Origin of the sequence: Halomonas sp. Y3, from assembly GCF_024137965.1 — a bacterium.
Lineage (GTDB): Bacteria > Pseudomonadota > Gammaproteobacteria > Pseudomonadales > Halomonadaceae > Halomonas > Halomonas mongoliensis.
Genome location: NZ_CP099975.1, coordinates 1,835,455 through 1,855,340 on the forward strand (window position 1 = coordinate 1,835,455; position 19,886 = coordinate 1,855,340).

Sequence of the window (19,886 nt, forward strand, 5' to 3'; positions counted from 1 at the left end):
GTCTCCAACAGGCCCATCCTCGGGCGGGGTGTTTACCTCAGGATAAAACGGATGTTTTATCCTGTCACGCTTCCTTACGTTGAGCCTGCCATCCCGAGATGACGGGAGGGTGACAGCGGGTGCTGTCTCTGCGATTGCCCTGCGATGGGCACCCTTGCAACTACTGGCATCGGTGCTAGCATGCCCGGCTCGAGCAGAGCACTGAACTACGCGCCCGGGACGACCCGGTGCGCGCCTGCGCAGCGGGGACGGCCTCGCCTGGAAAGGACATCATCGAGATGGCGTGGATTCTTGTGGCCGTGGCCGGCCTGCTGGAGGTCGCCTGGGCCCTGGGGCTCAAGGCCTCCGCCGGCTTTACCCGGCCGGTTCCGAGCGTGCTGACCGTGATCGCCATGGTGGCGAGCTTCTACCTGCTGGCCCAGGCCATGAAGGTGCTGCCGGTGGGCACCGCCTATGCGGTCTGGGTGGGCATCGGTGCGGTGGGCACCGTGCTGCTGGGCATCCTGATCTACGGCGACAGCGCCTCGCCGCTGCGCCTGCTCAGCCTGGTGCTGATCCTGGCCGGCCTGGTGGGCCTCAAGCTCGCCGGCTGAGGCAGGGGCGCGGGCGATCCAGGCTCTGTCGCTCTGTCGCTCTATCCATGACTAGCCTAGGCCTGGCGCTGCATCACCTCGGTGATGATCGGCACCGGGGTCATCAGGTGCTCGCGCATCATCTCGCTGGCGCGCTCCACGTCCCGGGCCAGGATCACCTCCACCAGGGCCGCGTGCTCCTGGCGCTTGCGCTCGAGGGCCGCCTCGGAGAAGACCGTCTCCCGCAGCCACAGATGGCGGTAGCGCTCTACCTGATCGAAGAGGCTCTCGCGCACCTGCAGCAGGTGGGGGGAGCGGCAGCCGCTGGCGATGGCGGTATGGAAGGCCTTGTGGCGGGCGTCCCAGATGTCGAGCAGGTCGTCGGGGCTCTTCACCTCCATCACCTTGGCGAGGGTATGGGCGGTGGCCAGGATCTCCGCCTCCCAGGCGTCGTCGCCGCGCTCGATGGCGAGCTTCAGCACCAGCCCCTCGAGCTGGGCCCGCGCGTCATAGAGGTCCTCGAGCTCCGCCAGGGACATGGGCGCCACCCGGTAGCCGCGCTGGCTGATGGCCACCACCAGCCGCTCGGCGACCAGCTGGGAGAGCGCCTCGCGCAGCGGGCCCACGCCGAGGTCGTAGCGCTCCTTGAGCCGGCTCATCAGCAGCTTCTCCCCGGGCCGGAAGACCCCGCGAGTGATGTCCTTCTTGAGCCAGTGATAGGCGCTGATGCCGAGGTTCTGGCGGGGAGTGGTGCTCTCCATGTCGTCTGCCTTGATGCCCTTTTGTCGGCATGATAGCGGAATATCGCTATTTGCCCTAATGAGTACATGGCAGCCCTGGTTACCCGTCTGCATCAGCGAAAGGCGCCGGGGGCAGGTCGGAGAGGGGGTCCGAGGATCCAGGGATGGCCGAGGTAGCCTACAGGGAAGTACTCGTAGCGCCCCCTCGAGGGCCTGTCGCCGGAACAGCCTTGAGGTGCGCCAGGGAAAGCCTGGTCATCCGGGAAGCAGTGTCAAACAGCTGAAAGGATGAAATGAAACCCAGTGGGTGCAAGTCCCACCCGGCCAAGGCTAGCCACCAGCCGGTAGCGAGTGTTGCGTGGTGTCGGGCAACCGCCGCTGCGAAGCGTACACAGCGAGTGAGCAGGCCGTGTGATAGAGCCCCGAAATTGTGAAACGTGGCTGCCGACATTGTCTTAAGAATGGAAGGCAAAACGTTTCCGCCTTATGGCTTGGCGGATGCGGGCCGCCGGGGTCGAAGAGCAGGGCATGTTCATATAGGGGTTTCCCAGGAACCTGGGAGGCCCGTCCTTCTCCTCCGAAAACCAGGACGACAGGCATGGGGCTGCCTGCCGAGAAAGCTCCCGGTCCGGTGCTGTCGTGCCTGACGGTACCGGAAGCAAACAGCAGGCACTCAGGGGGTACGGCCAGGCGACGACAAGGAGCCAGCCGGATGGAGGGGCGGGAGTCGGAGTCGCTCATAGTACCCGGGAAGGTGGGGAACCGACTCGACGGGACCCACTGGAGGGAAGGGGCGGCCAATCATCAGAACTGCACGAGGGCAACATGACAGGTGCACAGGAACCTGAGGTCATGTCCACGAAACAAGTGCGGATAGCAGCACTGGCAGAGTGCTTCCCGCAGCGTGCCTTCACGTCACTGGCGCATCATATCGATGCCCAGTGGCTGAAGACGGCCTACCTGATGACGCGCCGTGATGGCGCCGTCGGGATTGATGGCCAGACGGCGGACGACTTCGCGCGCGACTTCGAGGCCAATATCCAGCGGTTGCTGGAAGCGGCCAAGAGTGGTTGCTACCGGGCGCCGCCAGTGCGGCGTGTCCATATCCCCAAGGGAGATGGGCGCACCACACGGCCGATCGGCATCCCCACCTTCGAAGACAAGGTCCTGCAGCGTGCTGTAGTGGCCCTGCTGGAGCCGCTCTACGAGTACGACTTTCTGGACGGCTCGTACGGCTTCCGGCCGGGACGCTCGGCGCACCAGGCGATCGAGACGGTGAGGGAGAGCTTGATGTCGATGGGAGGTGGCTGGGTCATTGACCTGGACATCCAAGCCTTCTTCGACACGATCGACCATCGGCACCTGCGTGAGTTTCTGCAGCAACGAGTGAAGGACGGTGTCGTCCTCCGCCTGATCGGTAAGTGGCTCAAGGCCGGAGTCCTGGAGGCCGGGCAGTGGCAGAAAGGTGAGGTAGGAAGCCCGCAAGGGGGTGTGATATCCCCCTTACTGGCGAATATCTACCTGCACTATGTGCTGGACGAGTGGTTTGAGAAAGACGTCAAGCCACGCCTGCGTGGACGCGCGTTCGAGGTAAGGTTTGCCGACGACGCCGTGCTCGCCTTCAGCAACGAAGCCGAAGCCCGCAAGGTGCTGGAGGTACTGCCCAGGCGTTTTGCACGCTTCGGCCTTACCCTGCACCCCGCCAAGACCCGACTGGTACGGTTTCAGCCACACGGTGGACAGCGCGCCGAGACCTTCGACTTCCTGGGCTTCACCCACTACTGGGGGAAGTCCCGGCGCGGTTACTGGGTTATCAAGCAGAAGACGGCCAAGGATCGACTCAAGCGAGCCTTGAGGCACCTGTCGGTCTGGTGCCGGGCGAATCGGCACCAGCCCCTTCTGATCCAGCATCGCCACCTATGTCGGAAGGTCAAGGGGCACTTTGCCTACTATGGCATCACAGGCAATTATGAAGCGCTGAAAGCGCTTGTGGATCAGGCCCGACGGATCTGGGTCAAATGGCTGAGACGTCGCTCTCAACGGGGAGGCTTCTCGTGGGATAAAGCCAACCTGCTGCTCAAGCGCCTGCCGTTACCCAAGGCAAGGATTGTGCACCAACGAACCCTTCAGCGAAGCTGGTGATTGAAGAGCCGGATGCGTTAATCGCGCACGTCCGGCTCTGTGGGGGGCCGGGTCGAGTAATCGCCCGGTCTACCCGACCAGTACTGTCGTCTGCGACAGCTCGGCCTTAATCACCCAGAGTGGCGGCGCTCCAGTCGCTGAGCGCTATCGTCAGCCTGTCCGCCGCGCGGCCGAAGGCTTCCACCACCGGCTCCAGGGCGGTGCCCGTGCTCGGCTCGCGGATCACGAAGCGGCGCTCCCCCAGCAGCTCCCGGCTGCGCTCGTCCACCAGGGCGGCATCCAGGCGAATCACCACCTCCGGCACGCCGTCGACATACTCGCTGTGGAAGGCGCGCAGGTCGCCGACCAGGGCCACGTCCGCGGCCAGGGGGCTGTTGTCGTCCTGGGCGCGCAGCTGACCGCGGTCGCCCAGCCCCTTCACCAGGCGGTCGCGCAGCAGCAGCGGGATGCGCTCGGCCCAGCGGGCGCCGGCATAGGCCTGCAGGCGGTGGGGCTCCGGCATCACCAGGATGCGCGGCCCCGCAAGGCTCGCCGGGGCGTGGGGCGTCTCCACCCGCAGGCGCGTGGCCAGGGCGGGGCCCTCGGCCGTGTCCAGCGTCGTCGTGGGCAGCAGGTAGAGGCGGGTGGGCTCGCTCTCCGGCAGCAGGGTGCAGGCGGCGAGGCCCCACGCCAGCGCCAGCAGGAGCAGGCCGCGCAGGGCGGGGCGGCGGTATGGGATCATGGCGTGAACTCCTCGATCGGTTCGCGGCCCAGCAGGAAGTCGGCGGGGCTCTCCTCCAGGCGGCGGGTGATGCGGCCCAGGTTGCCCAGGGTGTTGCGCAGCTCGCGAATGGTCGGGCCGAGATCGCCGAGCCCCTGCATGCCGCGGCCCAGCGCCTCCTCGTTGTTGCCCAGCAGCGTCTCCAGCCGCCGGGTCATGGCCTCCAGGCTGCCCATGGCCTGGCCGGCGCTCTCCAGGGCGCGGCGCCCCTCGCCGTCCACCAGGGTCTCGGCGCTCGTGCCCAGCCGGGTCAGGGCCTGCAGCAGGTCGCTGGCCTCCTCGCTTAGGCGGTCGGCGATCTCCACCACGGCGCCGAGCTCGCCGCTGCGAGCGGCCAGGTCGTCGCTCAGCTGCTCCAGGTTGGCGAGGATGGCATCGACCCGGTCGGTGTTCTCCTCGGAGAGCAGGCGGTTGGCGCTGGTGATCAGCTGATTCAGACCGCCGATCAGCGTCTCGCCGTCGGCGAGCAGCGAGCCCAGCGCTGACGGCTCGGCGAGGATCAGCGGCGGATCATCGCGGCTTCCCTGCAGGCGCGGTCGCTCCGGGCTGCCACCGCGCAGCGTGAGGTTCATGCTGCCGGTGACGTTGGCCAGGGCGAGGCTGGCGCGGGTGTCCTCGCGCACCGGAATATCGGCGTCGATGCGGATCAGGGCGCGCACCAGGCGCGGATCGTCCGGGTCCAGGCGCAGGTCGGCCACGTCGCCGACCCGGATGCCGCTGAACAGCACCGCATTGCCGGTGGCCAGGCCCCCGACGGGGCTCTCGAAGCCGACCTCGTAGAAGGTCACCTCGCGGTCGGTGGCGGACTTGCCGAGCCAGAGGGCGAAGCCCAGGGCCGCGACGACGGCGACGACGGTAAAGAGGCCGATCACCAGGTGGTGGGCGCGGGTTTCCATCAGGGTGTCTCCATGTCCGTGGCCTGGCCGCCCGTGGGCGCGGCGTTTTCGGCGGCCCGGGAGGCCGCCCGCCCCCGGGGGCCGTGAAAGTAGTCTCTTATCCAGGCGTCGTCGCTGGCCTCCACCACCGGCAGGCGGTCGGCGACCAGCACCCGGCGCTGGGAGAGCACGGCGACCCGGTCGCAGGCGGTATAGAGCGTATCCAGGTCGTGGGTGACCAGGAAGACGCTGAGCCCCAGGGCGTCGCGTAGGGTCATGATCAGCCGGTCGAAGTCGGCGGCGCCGATGGGGTCGAGGCCGGCGGTGGGCTCGTCGAGGAAGAGCACCTCGGGGTCCAGGGCCAGGGCCCGGGCCAGGGCGGCGCGCTTTACCATGCCGCCGGAGAGCTCCGAGGGCATCTTGAGGGCGGCGTGGCGAGGAAGCCCCGCCAGGGCCAGCTTCATGCGCGCCAGGTCCTCGGCGTCCGGCCGGGCGAGGCCGGCATGCTCGATCAGCGGCAGGGCCACGTTCTCCTGGAGGTTGAGCGACGAGAAGAGCGCCCCGCGCTGGAAGAGCACGCCGAAGCGGCGCTCCATCTCGGAGCGCCGGCGGGCGGGCAGGGCGGAGAGGTCCTCGCCGAACAGCTCCACCCGGCCCGCGTCGGGGCGCTTGAGGCCCACGATGCTCCTGAGCAGCACCGACTTGCCGGTGCCGGAGCCGCCCACCACCCCCAGGATCTCGCCGCGGCGGATATCCAGATCGAGATCCTCGTGGACCACGTGGCTGCCGAAGCGGTTGGCCAGCCCCCGCACTCGGATGACGATGTCGTTGGCGCCGCTCACCAGCCCATCTCCATGAAGAAGAGCGCGGCCACGGCGTCGAGCAGGATCACCATGAAGATCGACTGCACCACGCTTGAGGTGGTGTGCTCGCCCACCGACTGGGCGCTGCCGCTCACCTTGAAGCCCTCCAGGCAGCCGATCACCGCGATCAGGAAGGCGAACACCGGCGCCTTGCCCAGCCCCACCAGGAAGTGGTTGAGGGGAATGTCGCGCTGCAGGATGAGCAGGAACTGGGTGGCCGAGATATCGAGCATGAAGATGCACACCAGGGCGCCGCCGAGGATGCCGCAGAGCATGCCGATAAAGGTCAGGATCGGCAGAATCACCATCATGGCCAGCAGCCGCGGCAGCACCAGGAGCTCCACCGGGTCGAGGCCCAGGGCGCGGATGGCGTCGATCTCCTCGTTGGCCTTCATGGAGCCGATCTGGGCGGTGAAGGCGCTGGCGGTGCGCCCGGCCAGCAGGATGGCCGCCAGCAGCACGCCGAACTCGCGCAGGAAGGCGAAGGCTACCAGGTTGACGGTGAAGATGGTGGCGCCGAAGTCGCGCAGCACGGTGGCGCCGAGGAAGGCCACCACGGCTCCCACCAGGAAGGTGAGCAGGGCCACGATGGGCACGGCGTTGAGCCCGGTCTGGTGGACATGGGCCACCAGGGCGGTGACCCGCCAGCGCCAGGGGCGCAGCAGGTTGGCGGCGAGGCTGGTCAGGGTCAGGCCGATAAAGGCGAGCAGCATGCGCTGCTGGCGCCACAGGGCCAGTACCCGCTCGCCGAGCGCCACCAGCCAGTCGGTGAGCGGCGAGACGTGCGGCGGCTCGGGGGCCAGCGGCTCGCGCAGCACCCGGGCCACGGTCTCGAGCAGCGCCTGGCGAGACGCGGGTAGGTCCGGCGCCCAGTCGGCGACCTCCGCGAGGCGTTCGGCACCCAGCAGCTCCACCAGCAGGCGCGCGCCGGCGGTGTCCAGGCCCTCGATGCCGGCGAGGTCGGCCGTCGTCCAGTCGCTGGCGGCGTGGCGGCGCAGCTGCTCCCTGAGCGCCGCGTGGTGCGTCAGGGTCCAGCTGCCGGTGATCAGCAGCCGGCCGTCATCGAGCTCGAGGCGGCCGGGGGTGGCGTCGGTCGAGGCCATGGTGCGGAGACTCCTTCTCGAGCATGGGGTGTTCTTCCGTGAGTATTACCGGGTTGGCTCCAAAAGGTTGATGATATCTTGTGCAACCGCCTTGAGTCTTGGCCCCAGGTTCTTCACAAGCTTGTCGTGGGTCAGCTTCAGGCTGTGTCCACCACAGTTTAGTGCCATCACCTCTGCGCCACCTTCCAGTACAAGCGGAAGTGCCACGGCGCTGATTTCCGGTTGCCAATCTTCCTCGGAGAGGCAAAAGCCATACTCCCTGTAATCGGCCAGGCTCTTTTCAATGCCGGCTTCGATTCTGGCCCAGTCACCTTTATGGATCGCTCTGAGCTCCCCCATGAGCTGCTGGCGTCGCTCGTCAGAAACACCACAGAGCCAGGCACGACCGATTGCCGAAGTCGCCATGGGAAGCCGCGACCCGACTCCCAGCCGGATGATCAGCGGCCCGGTACCGTGACAGCTTTCAAGGTACATCATTGAGGTGCGGTCGGCGGTGCCCAGACTGACGCTGCAGTCGGTGGCGTCGGCGAGTCGCTGCAGGTGTGGTCGGGCCAGGTCGCGTATGCCCATGTTAGCGAGGTAGCGATAGCCGAGCGCCAGAACTCCAGCTCCGAGCCGATACTTCTCAATGTCGGGGTTGTGCTGCAGGTAGCCAAGCTGCGTCAAAGTGTAGGTAAGCCGAGATACTGAGGGGCGCGGGATTCCGGTTCGGTTGGAGAGCTCGGCGTTTCCCAGGTACTCCTCTCCGGCGCCGAAGGCGCGAAGCAGCTCCAGGCCTCGGGCCAGAGCCGTCACGAAGTTGCGGTCCTTGCCGGCTTGCTCATGCTCGCCTTCATGGGAGGGCGTCTGTCTCATTGGTTGCCGTCCAGAGTTGAGTAGGCTATTTCGGAATCTAGTATCGCATAACAGCCCCTTGCGACCACGAACTCCTTGATCACATCGATTAAAAGCCCGTGCTTCGAAGCGTTGGGTCTTTGTGAGTTCCATGGTTGCCATCTCGCCAAGACGCCGCCGAGCTTGAGAGTCGGCGGTGTCTTGGTGGGGATGGGGCTGCCAGACATCTTCGGGCCTCAGCCCTCCAGGCGCTCGATCACGCAGGCGATGCCCTGACCGACGCCGATGCACATGGTGACCAGGGCGTAGCGGCCACCCGAGACTTCCAGCTGGCGCAGGGCGGTCAGTGCCAGACGGGCCCCGGAGGCGCCCAGGGGATGGCCGATGGCGATGGCGCCGCCGTTGATGTTCAGGCGACTGTCGTCGGCCGAGAGCCCGAGCTGCTTGACGCAGCCCAGCACCTGCACCGCGAAGGCCTCGTTGATCTCGATCACGTCCATCTGATCCAGGCTCAGCCCGGCCCGCTCCAGGGCCTTCCGGGAGGCAGGCACCGGCCCCAGGCCCATGACGCGGGGCGCCACGCCGGCCACGGCACCGGCCAGGATGCGCGCCCGCGGCCTGACGCCGGCTGCGTCGCCGGCCTGGCGGCTGCCGACGATCAGGGCGGCGGCGCCGTCGTTGAGACCCGAGGCGTTGCCGGCGGTGACCACGCCGCCCTCGAACAGCGGCGACAGCCGACCGAGCTTGTCGGCATCGGTGCCGGGCCGCGGATGCTCGTCCCGGTCGACCAGCAGCGGGGGCAGCTTGCGACCCTGGGATACCTCGATGCCGAGGATCTCCTCGTCATAGAAGCCGCTGGCCAGGGCGTCGCCGTAGCGTGCCTGGGAGCGCGCCGCGAAGGCGTCGCTCTCGGCGCGCCCCAGTCCCAGGTCGTGGGCCACGTTGTCGGCGGTCTCCGGCATGCTGTGGCTGCCATAAGTCTGGGCGATCCAGGAGTTGGGAAAGCGCGAGCCGATCACGGTGTCGTAGAGTGGCTGGTTGCGGGCGAAGGGGGAATCCGCCTTGCCCAGCACATAGGGAGCACGGGACATGGACTCCACGCCGCCGGCCAGGAACAGCTGCCCCTCACCGCTGCGGATCGCCCGGGCGGCATCCATCACCGCGGCCAAGCCGCTGCCGCAGAGGCGGTTGACGGTCTGGCCGGCGACCTCGACGGGCAGGCCGGCCAGCAGGGCACCGTGGCGGGCCACGTTGCGCGAATCCTCGCCGGCCTGGTTGGTGCAGCCGGCCAGCACCTCCTCGTAGTCTTCGGGGGCGAAACCGTTGCGCTCGACGAGGGCCCTCAGGGCCCTGCCCAGCAGGTCATCGGGGCGCACACCGGAGAGGCTGCCGCCGTGGCGGCCGAAAGGCGTACGGACTCCGTCGTAGATGAAGGCGTCGTGCATGGGAAAGCTCCTGTCAGGTCGGTTGGGTGGTGGTCAGCGGCAGGCCCAGGGCGGCGCGTCGGCGCAGCCAGGGGCTGGGGCGGTAGCGGGGGTCGCGGGTGGCGGCGAAGAGGTTATCGAGGATCGTGAGGATGCGCCGGCCGCCGTAGTGGTCGCCCATGGCCAGCGGGCCACGGGGATAGCCCAGCCCCAGTTCCACGGCGCGGTCGAGGGTGGTGGGCTCTGCCACGCCCTGCTGGGCGATCTCGGCGCCGACGTTGACGATGCAGGCGATCACGCGCTGGAGCACGAAGCCGTTGCTGTCGTGGAGAGGACTTACCGGCGTGCCATCGTCGCCGAGCAGGGCCCAGGCGGCATCCCGATAGCGGGTCTCGGTGGCCGGGGTGGTCATCAGGCTGCGGCGCCGGTCGAGGCCGGCCAGCATGTCGACGGCCACGCAGCGGTGGGCCTCGAGTCCCTGGCGGAGGGCGGCCGTGGTGGTGTCCTCGCCCAGCGGGGTGAGCAGGCACAGCGACTCGCCACCGGGCCGCTCGCCCCGGTCCAGCGGCCAGCCGGCGGCGGAGACGAGCGCCGAGAGTACCTGGGCGGCCTCGGGGTCTTCGGGGCTGACCCACACGGGCAGGGGAGTGGCCGCCGGTGGAGCCGGTTCCGCCGCCACCACCGCCTGGCCATCCTCGTAGCGATAGAAGCCCTCGCCGCTCTTGCGGCCGAGCAGGCCCGCGGTGAGGCGCTGACGGGTTATCGGTGATGGGCGGAAGCGCGGCTCCTCGTAGTACTGGTGATAGATGGACTCCATCACCGCGTGGGAGACATCGAGGCCGGTCAGGTCGAGCAGGCTGAAGGGGCCCATGCGGAACCCGCCCTGATCGACAAGGAGGCGGTCGATGGTGGTGTGATCGGCCACCCCCTCGCCGAGCAGGCGCAGCGCCTCGGTGCCATAGGCGCGACCGGCGTGATTGACCAGGAAGCCTGGCGTATCGGTGGCGCGGGCGGTGAAGTGGCCCATGGCCTGTCCCAGCGCCTCGACGCGCTCGGCGACATCGGCCGTGGTCCGCAGGCCTGGTATGACCTCCACGATCTTCATCAGCGGCACGGGGTTGAAGAAGTGGAAGCCGATCACCCGTTGTGGCAGCCGGCAGGCGGAGGCGATGGCCGTCACCGACAGCGACGAGGTGTTGGTGGCGAGAACGGCCTGGTCACCCAGAATCCCTTCCAGGCGCGTGAAGAGTTCCTGCTTGGCCTGGAGGTTCTCGGCGATGGCCTCCACCACGATGTCGCAGCCAGCCAGGTCCGTCAGATCGGCGACTTCGTGCAGTCGGGCCCGGTAGCACGCCAGGTCCTCCTCGCTCAGGCGCCCCTTCGTCACCCCGCGTGTCCAGACACCGGTGATGAAGCTCCTGGCCTCATCCACCGCGCCCGTGCGGGCATCATGGAGGCTCACCTCGAGGCCGGCCTGGGCGGCCAACTGGGCGATGCCACGGCCCATGGCGCCGGTACCGACGAGGCCGAGGCGACGGAAGGGGAGGGACGGCGTGACCTCCGAGGGGGGAGCGGTCGACATGGCGGGTTTCTCCTCACGATTGGGTATCGGGACAGGGATGTGCATTCGTTTCGCAAAGCGAAATTGCATTCCGTTTATTGACTCCCATCCTAGGCTATGCAAAAGTGCCTGGCAATAGATGCGAACGACAATTCCACAATGCAGAACCGGTGCTCCTGACGTTGCCGACTCCCGGAGACCCGCCTGCCACTCGACCTGTGAGGACACGCCATGATTCGCGATCCGGAACTCCTGAATCAGCTTCTCGATACCATTTCTCGTTTCGTGCGCGAACGACTGATTCCCAACGAGGCACGCCTGGCCGAGGACGATGCCGTTCCCCCCGAGTTGCTCGCCGAGATGAAGGAAATGGGGCTGTTCGGCCTGTCGATCCCCGAAGAGTACGGCGGTCTCGGCTTGACCATGGAGGAAGAGGCACTGGTGGCCATGGAGATCGGCAAGACGTCTCCGGCTTTCCGCTCGGTCTTTGGCACCAACAACGGCATCGGCGCCCAGGGCATCCTGATCGACGGTACCCCGGAGCAGAAAGAACGTTACGTGCCACCGCTGGCCACCGGCGAGATCCTGAGCTCGTTCTGCCTCACCGAGCCCGACGTCGGTTCCGACGCTGCCAGCCTGCGCACCACGGCCGTACGCGACGGCGATCACTACATCCTCAATGGCACCAAGCGATACATCACCAATGGTCCCGAGGCGGATCTGTTCACCGTGATGGCACGAACGGATCCCGACAACAAGGGTGCCGGTGGCATTTCGGCCTTTATCGTCGAGGGCAACACCCCCGGACTCGAGCGGGGGCCTGCCGACAACAAGATGGGTCAGAAGGGCGCTCATACCTGTGACATCATCTTCAACAACTGCCGGGTTCCGGCCGAGAACATCATCGGCGGGCGCGAGGGGCAGGGCTTCAAGACGGCGATGAAGGTGCTCGACCGCGGCCGCCTGCATATCTCCGCCGTCTGTGTCGGTGTCGCCGATCGGCTGGTCGAGGAGTCGCTCCGCTATGCCATGGAGCGCCAGCAGTTCGGGACGCCGCTCTCCAGCCATCAGCTGATCCAGGCAATGCTCGCCGACAGCAAGACCGAGGCCTATGCCGGCCGCGCCATGGTCCTCGACGCCGCACGCCGCAAGGATGCCGGCGAGAATGTCTCGACCCTGGCCTCGTGCGCCAAGCTGTTCTGTGCCGAGATGGTCGGCCGCGTTGCCGATCGTGCGGTTCAGATCCACGGCGGGGCGGGTTACATGGCGGAGTACGCCGTCGAGCGTTTCTACCGCGACGTGCGGCTGTTCCGCATCTATGAGGGCACCACCCAGATCCAGCAGCTGGTGATCGCCCGTAATATGGTACGGGAGGAATCCTGATGGCCCTTTCCGTGACACACCGGGCTCCCGACGAACGCATCTTCGGACGCCTGGCCAGTGAGCTGTTGGCGGAACTCCCAGAACGCCTGAGTACTCGGGTGCTCGATAATGCCCGGCGCATTCCCGACCAGCCGGCACTGGTCGATGGCGAGATTCGCTGGCGCTATGCCGACCTGGGGCGCGAGATTCTCGAAGCCCGGGAGTGGCTGGCCTCGCTGGGGATTCGTCCGGGCGACCGCCTGATGACGGTCGGAGAGAACAGTCGTGCCCTGGTGGTCCTGCTGCTGGCGGCCAGCGAACTCGATGCCTGGGTGGCGATCGTCAACTCACGCCTGTCGGCCAAGGAAATCGACCTGATTCGCGATAACTGTCTTCCTCGGCGCATTTTCTACACCAGCGAGGCGTCCCCCGATGCGGAAGCGCATGGTCGTCGCCACGGTGCCGAGCCCCTGGTGCATCCCAGCCTGGGCGCATTGCGGGTAGGGGCGTTGACTGACAGCGATCCGGAACCGGTGGAGGCCAGCGGTGCCGAGCAGGTCGCAGTGATGATCTATACCTCCGGAACCACCGGCACCCCCAAGGGCGTCATGCTCACGCATCGCGGCATCCTCTATATCGCCTCGATCTCGGGTGGCATGCGGCATCTCAGTGAGGGCCAGCGCGTCTACGGGGTGCTGCCGATGTCCCATGTCTTCGGTCTCTCCTCGGTGTGCATGGGGTCGCTCTACAACGGTGCCTGCCTCTATACGGTGCCGCGCTTCGATGCGGCTATGCTGCTGGACGCCCTGAAGCGCGAACGCATCACCGTCCTGCAAGGGGTCCCGGCCATGTACGCGCGAACCCTGGAGTTTCTGCGGCAGCGTGGACAGGCCCTGGAGGCCCCCGCGCTGATCTATATCTCCGCGGGGGGCTCGCCCCTGGATGCCGACATCAAGGGGAGGGTCGAGGCGGTTTTCGACCTGACCCTGCACAACGGCTATGGGCTTACCGAGGCCAGCCCGACCATCAGCCAGACCCGGATCGACGATCGCCACGTCAGCAATACCGTGGGACGTGTGCTGCCGCTGCTGGAGTATCGCCTGGAGCCCCTGGGTGCCAGCGGCGATAAAGCCGATGATTGTGACGAGGTGGGTGAGCTCTGGGTGCGGGGCCCCAATGTGATGAAAGGTTATTATCGTCAGCCCGAGGCAACGCAAGCCTGCCTAAACCAGGATGGCTGGCTCAACACCGGCGACATTGCACGCGTCGACGAAGATGACCAGCTCTATATCGTGGGGCGCAGCAAGGAGCTCATCATTCGCTCCGGGTTCAACATCTACCCACCCGATGTGGAGGCGGTGATCAACGAACATCCCGATGTGACGCTGTCGGCCGTGGTGGGGCGTCAGGTATCGGGCAACGAGGAGGTGGTGGCCTTTGTACAGTGCGAACCTGGTGCAAACCTCGAGGAGACGGTGCTTAGGGCCTTCATTGCCGAGCGGCTGGCGCCCTACAAGCGTCCCTCGCAGATCGTAATGGTGGAAAGTCTGCCGGCGACGGCCAGCGGCAAGATCCTCAAGGGGCGCTTGCGCAACCTGGCACAAGGGAAGGAGCCGTCATGAGTGATTCATTGCCGTTGTCGTGGCGGATGGTGGGCTTTCAGAACTTCATGGGCATACAGGTCGTGGACTGGGAGCCGGATCAGGTGACGCTCGCGCTGACAGTCGAGCCCCATCACCTCAACCGCAGCGGAATCGTCCACGGCGGTGTCCTCAGCACGCTGCTGGATGTGGCCTTGAGCTTTTCTGGCCTGCACTGCGAGATGCCTGACCAACTGCGCAAGGCGATGACGCTGTCGCTCTCCACTACCTTCGTTGCGCCGGCCAAGGGAGAGGCGCTGCGCGCTGTCGGTCGGCTGGAAGGGGGAGGGCGCACTACCTTCATGGCCAGCGGAAAGGTATTCGACAGCGAAGGCAACCTCGTGGCGATGGGGGAAGGGGCCTTCCGTCGGCGTCGTGGAAGCGAGGCCGAGCAGGGAGAGAGCCAGTGAGCCGGGATCGCCTGAGGGCATCCCTGCTGCTGGTCGTGACGCTCGCCACCCTGGCAGATCTGGTTTTCGTCAGCACCCAGGCCCAGTGGTTGGCGATGGTCGCCCTGGGAGGGTATCTGCTCACCCTGCGTGGGCTCTCGACCATGGCCCGCATCCTGCTGGGCGCTGCGGCCCTGCTGAGTCTGGTAGCGTTGTGGCATCACCCTGCCTCCTTGGCGCTGCTGCGCGAGGCGGCGGGACGCTTCGCCTTCTTCGCGACCTTTCTGGTCGCCCTGGGACTACTTCGGCTACCCGCCTATCGGTCCAGGCTGGTGAATCGCTGCGGGCATGCCATGCTGCTTCAGCCGCCCAGCCGGCGCTATCCGATCCTGTCGCTGGGTTCGGCGCTGTTCGGCATCATTCTCAACATCGGCGTGCTCAATCTCGTGGCCGCCATGATAGAGAAGAGCAACACCCTGGCGGCCGCTCAGGGGCGCCTGTGGGTGCAGAAGGCACGGCAGCGGCGCATGATGCTGGCACTGTTGCGCGGTTTTTCTTTGGCGCCACTGGTGTCGCCCATGGGCATCGGCATGGCGGTAGTGCTCTCCAGCATGGAGGGCCTGCGCTGGATCGAGCTGGCTCCCTACGCCCTGGGTGCGGCGCTGGTGCTGTTCCTGGTCGGCTGGGGCGTCGACCGGGTGACCGGCCCGCGAATGCAGCAGACCAGCGAGCATGCGGTTCCCTCGCTGAGGCCTCTGGGGCGTTTCTCCCTGTTGCTGCTCTCGCTGGTGGCGTTGATCTTCTCTCTCTCCTGGGGGCTCGATCTTCGACTTCCCACCGCCGTGCTGTTGGGGGCGCCCCTGGGGGCTTTCTTGTGGCTCTGCTGGCAGTTCCGCCGCCATGGCATGGCGGGGATGCCGACTGCTGCCGTTGCCCTGCATCGCGGGTTGCCCAGGCTGGTGTCGCCGGCGTCCAACGAGATCGTGGTGCTGGGGGCGGCAGGCTATCTGGGGCACCTCTGCGTGGGATTGGTGGATGGTTCGGCCCTGGCCGGGAGTCTCGGCTTCCTATCGTCTCTGGGAGCAGGCACGGCGGTGGTCGCCATGCTGCTGGTGGCCGTGCTGGCCCAGGTTGGCATCAACCCCATCGTCAGCGTCACCCTTCTGGCAGGTATCCTGCCGACGTTGGGCATCGAGGGACTGTCGCCGCCCATTCTTGCGGTCTCCCTGCTGGTGGGATGGACGCTGGCGCTCATGTCATCACCCATGACCGTCTCGATGCTGATTCTGTCCAGGTTCACTGGCGTTTCGTCGCTGCGGATCGGCTATCGCTGGAACGGCCTTTTTCTCTGTCTCGCCATGCCGCTAGTGGCGGCGTGGTTCCTGGTAGCACGCTTTTAAGCATGGCAATTGCCGCTTGACTGTGGCGTGGCAGTTCAGCACCATGAGATAAATGAAACGCAATTTCGCAAAGCAAAACCGTCCTTCAGAGGCCAAGTGATTTGTCATGACAGGCCGTAACGGCAAGTAGAGGAAACTCCGACATGTCCCAGAACCCCGCCTTCCACTGGCAAGACCCGCTGCTCCTCGACCAGCAGCTCAGCGACGAAGAGCGCATGGTGCAGCAGAGCGCCGCCCAGTTCGCCGCCGACAAGCTCGCCCCCCGCGTGCTGGAGGCCTTCCGCCACGAGCAGACCGATCCGGCCATCTTCCGCGAGATGGGCGAGACCGGCCTGCTGGGGGCCACCATCCCCGAGGAGTACGGCGGCAGCGGCCTCAACTACGTCTGCTACGGCCTGATCGCCCGGGAGATCGAGCGGGTCGACTCCGGCTACCGCTCCATGATGAGCGTGCAGTCCTCCCTGGTGATGGTGCCGATCAACGAGTTCGGAAACGAGGCCACCAAGCAGAAGTACCTGCCGAAGCTGGCCAGCGGCGAGTGGATCGGCTGCTTCGGCCTCACCGAGCCCAACCATGGCTCCGACCCCGGCGGCATGGTGACCCGCGCCCGCAGGGTCGACGGCGGCTATCGCCTCACCGGCAGCAAGATGTGGATCACCAACAGCCCGATCGCGGACGTCTTCGTGGTGTGGGCCAAGGATGACGAGGGCGACATTCGCGGCTTCGTACTGGAGAAGGGCTGGGAGGGGCTCTCCGCCCCGGCGATCCACGGCAAGGTGGGCCTGCGTGCCTCGATCACCGGCGAGATCGTCATGGACAACGTCTTCGTGCCCGAGGAGAACATGTTCCCCGAGGTCCGCGGCCTCAAGGGCCCCTTCACCTGCCTCAACTCGGCCCGCTACGGCATCGCCTGGGGCGCCTTGGGCGCCGCCGAGGACTGCTGGCATACCGCCCGCCAGTACACCCTGGACCGTCAGCAGTTCGGCCGGCCTCTTGCCGCCAACCAGCTGATCCAGAAGAAGCTGGCCGACATGCAGACCGATATCTGCCTGGCCCTGCAGGGCTGCCTGCGCCTGGGGCGCATGAAGGACGAGGGCACCGCCGCGGTGGAGATCACCTCGATCATGAAGCGCAACAGCTGCGGCAAGGCGCTGGATATCGCCCGCCTGGCCCGCGACATGCTGGGCGGCAACGGTATCAGCGACGAGTTCGGAGTGGCGCGCCACCTGGTCAACCTCGAGGTGGTCAACACCTACGAGGGCACCCACGACGTCCATGCGCTGATTCTCGGTCGCGCCCAGACCGGCCTCCAGGCCTTCTGCTGAGCCCCGGCTCGGCGCACCCAACAACGACTCACGGGAGATACGCCATGAAAGTACTCGTCGCGGTCAAGCGCGTCATCGACTACAACGTCAAGATCCGGGTCAAGCCGGATCACTCCGACGTCGACCTCACCAACGTCAAGATGGCCATGAACCCTTTCTGCGAGATCGCCGTGGAAGAGGCGGTGCGCCTCAAGGAAAAGGGCGTCGCCACCGAGGTGGTCGCCGTCACCGTGGGCCCCAAGGCCGCCCAGGAGCAGCTGCGCACCGCGCTCGCGCTGGGCGCCGACCGCGCCATTCACGTCGAGACCGACGCGCGCGTCGAGTCCCTGGGCGCCGCCAAGGCGCTGGCCAAGGTGGTCGAGGAGGAGCAGCCGGGCCTGGTGATCCTCGGCAAGCAGGCCATCGACACCGACAACAACCAGACCGGCCAGATGCTCGCCGCCCTGACCGGCCTGCCCCAGGGCACCTTCGCCTCCGAAGTGGTGATCGAGAACGACAAGGCCCGGGTCACCCGCGAGGTCGATGGCGGCCTGCAGACCGTCGAGCTGACCCTGCCCGCCATCGTCACCACCGACCTGCGCCTCAACGAGCCGCGCTACGCCAAGCTGCCGGACATCATGAAGGCCAAGAAGAAGCCGCTGGACGTCAAGAGCCCGGCGGATCTCGGTATCGAGGTGGCCTCGAAGGTCAAGCTGCTCAAGGTCGAGCCGCCGGCCGAGCGCCAGGGCGGCGTCAAGGTGGGCTCGGTGGACGAGCTGGTCGACAAACTGAAGAACGAAGCCAAAGTGCTTTGAAAGGAGCGGATCTCATGAGCATCCTGGTACTCGCCGAACATCACGACGGCGCCCTGGCCGGCGCCACCGCCCATGTGGTCGCGGCCGCCCAGCAGATTGCCCAGCACGACGGCGGCGAGATCCACGTGCTGGTGGCCGGCGAGAACGTCGCCGCCATCGCCGAGGCCGCCGCCAGGCTGGAGGGCGTGAGCAAGGTGCGCGTGGCCGATAACGCCGCCTACGCCCACCTGCTGGCCGAGCCCACCGCGGCGCTGATCGCGGAACTCGCCGGCGACTACGGCCACGTGCTGGCCGCGGCCTCCACCACCGGCAAGAACGTGCTGCCCCGGGTGGCCGCCCTCAAGGACGTCGCCCAGATCTCCGAGATCATCGCGGTGGAGAGCGCCGACACCTTCAAGCGCCCGATCTATGCCGGCAATGCCATCGCCACGGTGCAGAGTGAGGACGCCCTCAAGGTGATCACCGTGCGCACCACCGGCTTCGATGCCTGCCCTGATAGAGGGACCGAGGGCGGTTCGGCCAGCGTGGAAGCCGTGGACGTCGTGGCGGAGAACAGCCAGTCCGCCTTTATCAAGGAGGAGCTGGCCCAGTCCGACCGCCCCGAGCTCTCCGCGGCCAAGGTGGTGATCTCCGGCGGCCGCGGCATGGGCAACGGCGAGAACTTCAAGCTGCTCGAGGGCATCGCCGACAAGCTGGGCGCCGCCATCGGCGCCTCACGGGCCGCGGTGGACGCCGGTTTCGTGCCCAACGACATGCAGGTGGGCCAGACTGGCAAGATCGTCGCCCCCGAGCTCTACATCGCCGTGGGCATCAGCGGGGCCATCCAGCACCTGGCCGGCATGAAGGACTCCAAGGTGATCGTCGCCATCAACAAGGACGAGGAGGCGCCGATCTTCCAGGTGGCCGATTACGGTCTCGTGGGTGATCTGTTCGAGGTGCTGCCCGAGCTTGAGCAGAAGCTATAGGGAAGAAAGCTACCAGGTCGCGCTCTCGGCAGTTATTGGCCTCGTTGCGAATCCCTTCGAGTCCCTGCTGGAAAGCGAGCAGGCGTTGTAACGCTTCCCTGGACGGGCTCACTTCGGTGGGCCTTTTGTCGATCAGGAGACATAATGCTGCATTGGCTTGAAGACACCCTGCGACTGCCGGTGATCGGTTCACCGATGTTCATTCTTTCCGGTCCCGAACTGGTGCTGGCTCAGTGCCGGGCCGGGATCGTGGGAGCGTTTCCCGCCCTCAATGCACGCCCAGCGGACGAACTTGCGGTTTGGCTCACACGTATCACCGAGGGGCTTGCTGACAGCCTTGAGGCCGACCCCGGGCGCAGGATCGCTCCCTTCGCGGTCAACCTCATTGTGCACCCAACCAATGATCGCCTGGAGCACGATCTGGCGCTGTGTGCCGAGTTTCGTGTACCCCTGGTGATCACCAGCCTGCACGCCCCGCATCGCGTCGTGGACAAAGTGCATGACTATGGCGGCAAGGTCTTACATGATGTGACGACCTTGCGCCATGCGCAAAAGGCCATCGATTGCGGTGTTGATGGGTTGATCCTGGTGAGCAACGGTGCCGGTGGCCACGGTGGGCGCTTGAACCCCTTCGCCTTCGTGGCCGAGACGCGACAGATGTTCGATGGCCCTCTGGTCCTGGCCGGCGGCATCGGGCGCGGTGAGCAGATCCTGGCGGCCCAGGCGCTGGGTGCCGATCTGGTTTATATGGGCACGCGCTTTATCGCCAGTCACGAAGCCAATGCGGTAGAGGCTTACAAGCGCATGGTGGTCGACTCCCGGGCAGCCGACATTGTCTACAGCGACCTCTTTACCGGGGTGCACGGCAATTACCTGCGAGCCAGCATCGAGCGAGCCGGACTGGATCCCGATGATCTCGCATCAGGTGACAAGCGCCAGATGCGCTATGGGTCTGGCGGGGGCAGCAAGCCCAAAGCGTGGCGGGATATCTGGGGGGCCGGCCAAGGTGTCGGCACTATCGAGTCCCGGCAAAGCGTGGCCGAGATCGTGGACGAATTGGAGCAGGACTACCGGGCGGCACGGCGCCGGCTTGCCGGGTAGTTGCCGCACGGGGCACATCCCACCGGAGTTGGCGGG

At 66.5% G+C, this 19,886-nt stretch carries 18 protein-coding genes; 10 read left to right on the top strand and 8 right to left on the bottom strand.

From position 1 onward, the window contains the following. The first annotated feature begins 278 nt into the window (after positions 1-278). Positions 279-593 (top strand): quaternary ammonium compound efflux SMR transporter SugE, encoded by a 315-nt coding sequence (sugE, locus tag NHL60_RS08730; protein WP_253451485.1) that lies wholly within the window; start codon positions 279-281, stop codon positions 591-593. Between the two features lie 56 nt (positions 594-649). On the opposite strand, the gene csiR is transcribed toward sugE, so the two are convergent. Further along, positions 650-1,333 (bottom strand): DNA-binding transcriptional regulator CsiR, encoded by a 684-nt coding sequence (gene csiR, locus NHL60_RS08735; protein WP_253451487.1) that lies wholly within the window; start codon positions 1,331-1,333, stop codon positions 650-652. A gap of 831 nt (positions 1,334-2,164) precedes the next feature. Between csiR and ltrA the strand changes: the two genes are divergently transcribed. After that, complete coding sequence (ltrA, locus tag NHL60_RS08740) at positions 2,165-3,454, top strand: group II intron reverse transcriptase/maturase (RefSeq protein WP_253445189.1); 1,290 nt, start codon at positions 2,165-2,167, stop codon at positions 3,452-3,454. A 106-nt stretch (positions 3,455-3,560) separates the two neighbouring features. Here ltrA and NHL60_RS08745 read toward each other — a convergent pair whose 3' ends face one another. The 7 genes from NHL60_RS08745 to NHL60_RS08775 form a co-directional block, all read right to left on the bottom strand. Then, positions 3,561-4,175 carry an ABC-type transport auxiliary lipoprotein family protein gene (locus NHL60_RS08745; RefSeq protein WP_253451489.1) on the bottom strand — a complete coding sequence of 205 codons (615 nt, stop codon included), beginning with the start codon at positions 4,173-4,175 and terminating at the stop codon, positions 3,561-3,563. Next, positions 4,172-5,110 (bottom strand): MlaD family protein, encoded by a 939-nt coding sequence (locus NHL60_RS08750; protein ID WP_253451491.1) that lies wholly within the window; start codon positions 5,108-5,110, stop codon positions 4,172-4,174. Before NHL60_RS08750 ends, NHL60_RS08745 begins: the two co-directional genes overlap by 4 nt. Next, positions 5,110-5,931 (bottom strand): ABC transporter ATP-binding protein, encoded by an 822-nt coding sequence (locus NHL60_RS08755; protein ID WP_253451493.1) that lies wholly within the window; start codon positions 5,929-5,931, stop codon positions 5,110-5,112. Before NHL60_RS08755 ends, NHL60_RS08750 begins: the two co-directional genes overlap by 1 nt. Beyond that, positions 5,928-7,055 (bottom strand): ABC transporter permease, encoded by a 1,128-nt coding sequence (locus NHL60_RS08760; RefSeq protein ID WP_253451495.1) that lies wholly within the window; start codon positions 7,053-7,055, stop codon positions 5,928-5,930. Before NHL60_RS08760 ends, NHL60_RS08755 begins: the two co-directional genes overlap by 4 nt. 45 nt (positions 7,056-7,100) lie before the next feature. Next, positions 7,101-7,910 (bottom strand): IclR family transcriptional regulator, encoded by an 810-nt coding sequence (locus tag NHL60_RS08765; RefSeq protein WP_169958229.1) that lies wholly within the window; start codon positions 7,908-7,910, stop codon positions 7,101-7,103. A gap of 215 nt (positions 7,911-8,125) precedes the next feature. After that, a complete protein-coding gene (locus NHL60_RS08770) occupies positions 8,126-9,334 on the bottom strand; it encodes a 3-oxoadipyl-CoA thiolase (RefSeq protein ID WP_169958230.1) in 1,209 nt (402 codons plus the stop codon). A gap of 13 nt (positions 9,335-9,347) precedes the next feature. Continuing rightward, the gene (locus NHL60_RS08775; RefSeq protein ID WP_253451497.1) at positions 9,348-10,895 is read right to left on the bottom strand and encodes a 3-hydroxyacyl-CoA dehydrogenase; all 1,548 of its coding nucleotides are present in this window, start codon (positions 10,893-10,895) and stop codon (positions 9,348-9,350) included. Between the two features lie 210 nt (positions 10,896-11,105). On the opposite strand from NHL60_RS08775, the gene NHL60_RS08780 reads away from it, so the two are divergent. The 8 genes from NHL60_RS08780 (at position 11,106) to NHL60_RS08815 (ending at position 19,850) form a co-directional block, all read left to right on the top strand. Further along, positions 11,106-12,257: an acyl-CoA dehydrogenase family protein gene (locus NHL60_RS08780; protein ID WP_253451499.1), complete on the top strand. Its 1,152-nt coding sequence runs from the start codon at positions 11,106-11,108 to the stop codon at positions 12,255-12,257. Beyond that, positions 12,257-13,858 (top strand): class I adenylate-forming enzyme family protein, encoded by a 1,602-nt coding sequence (locus tag NHL60_RS08785; protein WP_253451501.1) that lies wholly within the window; start codon positions 12,257-12,259, stop codon positions 13,856-13,858. The genes NHL60_RS08780 and NHL60_RS08785 overlap by 1 nt, the downstream gene beginning before the upstream one ends. Further along, positions 13,855-14,286 carry a PaaI family thioesterase gene (locus NHL60_RS08790; protein ID WP_253451503.1) on the top strand — a complete coding sequence of 144 codons (432 nt, stop codon included), beginning with the start codon at positions 13,855-13,857 and terminating at the stop codon, positions 14,284-14,286. Before NHL60_RS08785 ends, NHL60_RS08790 begins: the two co-directional genes overlap by 4 nt. Further along, positions 14,283-15,665, top strand: a complete 1,383-nt coding sequence (locus NHL60_RS08795; RefSeq protein ID WP_253451505.1) for a hypothetical protein — start codon at positions 14,283-14,285, stop codon at positions 15,663-15,665. Before NHL60_RS08790 ends, NHL60_RS08795 begins: the two co-directional genes overlap by 4 nt. 143 nt (positions 15,666-15,808) lie before the next feature. Next, on the top strand, positions 15,809-16,990 hold the full coding sequence (locus NHL60_RS08800) for an acyl-CoA dehydrogenase (protein WP_253451507.1): 1,182 nt from the start codon (positions 15,809-15,811) through the stop codon (positions 16,988-16,990). Between the two features lie 44 nt (positions 16,991-17,034). Beyond that, positions 17,035-17,784 carry an electron transfer flavoprotein subunit beta/FixA family protein gene (locus NHL60_RS08805; protein ID WP_253451509.1) on the top strand — a complete coding sequence of 250 codons (750 nt, stop codon included), beginning with the start codon at positions 17,035-17,037 and terminating at the stop codon, positions 17,782-17,784. 14 nt (positions 17,785-17,798) lie between these two features. Beyond that, positions 17,799-18,749, top strand: coding sequence for an electron transfer flavoprotein subunit alpha/FixB family protein (locus NHL60_RS08810; RefSeq protein WP_253451511.1), 951 nt, complete (start codon positions 17,799-17,801; stop codon positions 18,747-18,749). 144 nt (positions 18,750-18,893) lie between these two features. Further along, positions 18,894-19,850 carry a nitronate monooxygenase family protein gene (locus NHL60_RS08815; RefSeq protein WP_253451512.1) on the top strand — a complete coding sequence of 319 codons (957 nt, stop codon included), beginning with the start codon at positions 18,894-18,896 and terminating at the stop codon, positions 19,848-19,850. The last annotated feature ends 36 nt before the right edge of the window (positions 19,851-19,886 follow it).

Excerpts from the sequence above, each read along its gene's own strand:
- sugE (WP_253451485.1), top strand. The coding sequence starts at position 279 with ATGGCGTGGATTCTTGTGGCCGTGGCCGGCCTGCTGGAGGTCGCCTGG.
- csiR (WP_253451487.1), bottom strand. The coding sequence starts at position 1,333 with ATGGAGAGCACCACTCCCCGCCAGAACCTCGGCATCAGCGCCTATCAC.
- ltrA (WP_253445189.1), top strand. The coding sequence starts at position 2,165 with ATGTCCACGAAACAAGTGCGGATAGCAGCACTGGCAGAGTGCTTCCCG.
- NHL60_RS08745 (WP_253451489.1), bottom strand. The coding sequence starts at position 4,175 with ATGATCCCATACCGCCGCCCCGCCCTGCGCGGCCTGCTCCTGCTGGCG.
- NHL60_RS08750 (WP_253451491.1), bottom strand. The coding sequence starts at position 5,110 with ATGGAAACCCGCGCCCACCACCTGGTGATCGGCCTCTTTACCGTCGTC.
- NHL60_RS08760 (WP_253451495.1), bottom strand. The coding sequence starts at position 7,055 with ATGGCCTCGACCGACGCCACCCCCGGCCGCCTCGAGCTCGATGACGGC.
- NHL60_RS08765 (WP_169958229.1), bottom strand. The coding sequence starts at position 7,910 with ATGAGACAGACGCCCTCCCATGAAGGCGAGCATGAGCAAGCCGGCAAG.
- NHL60_RS08770 (WP_169958230.1), bottom strand. The coding sequence starts at position 9,334 with ATGCACGACGCCTTCATCTACGACGGAGTCCGTACGCCTTTCGGCCGC.
- NHL60_RS08775 (WP_253451497.1), bottom strand. The coding sequence starts at position 10,895 with ATGTCGACCGCTCCCCCCTCGGAGGTCACGCCGTCCCTCCCCTTCCGT.
- NHL60_RS08780 (WP_253451499.1), top strand. The coding sequence starts at position 11,106 with ATGATTCGCGATCCGGAACTCCTGAATCAGCTTCTCGATACCATTTCT.
- NHL60_RS08785 (WP_253451501.1), top strand. The coding sequence starts at position 12,257 with ATGGCCCTTTCCGTGACACACCGGGCTCCCGACGAACGCATCTTCGGA.
- NHL60_RS08790 (WP_253451503.1), top strand. The coding sequence starts at position 13,855 with ATGAGTGATTCATTGCCGTTGTCGTGGCGGATGGTGGGCTTTCAGAAC.
- NHL60_RS08800 (WP_253451507.1), top strand. The coding sequence starts at position 15,809 with ATGTCCCAGAACCCCGCCTTCCACTGGCAAGACCCGCTGCTCCTCGAC.
- NHL60_RS08805 (WP_253451509.1), top strand. The coding sequence starts at position 17,035 with ATGAAAGTACTCGTCGCGGTCAAGCGCGTCATCGACTACAACGTCAAG.
- NHL60_RS08810 (WP_253451511.1), top strand. The coding sequence starts at position 17,799 with ATGAGCATCCTGGTACTCGCCGAACATCACGACGGCGCCCTGGCCGGC.
- NHL60_RS08815 (WP_253451512.1), top strand. The coding sequence starts at position 18,894 with ATGCTGCATTGGCTTGAAGACACCCTGCGACTGCCGGTGATCGGTTCA.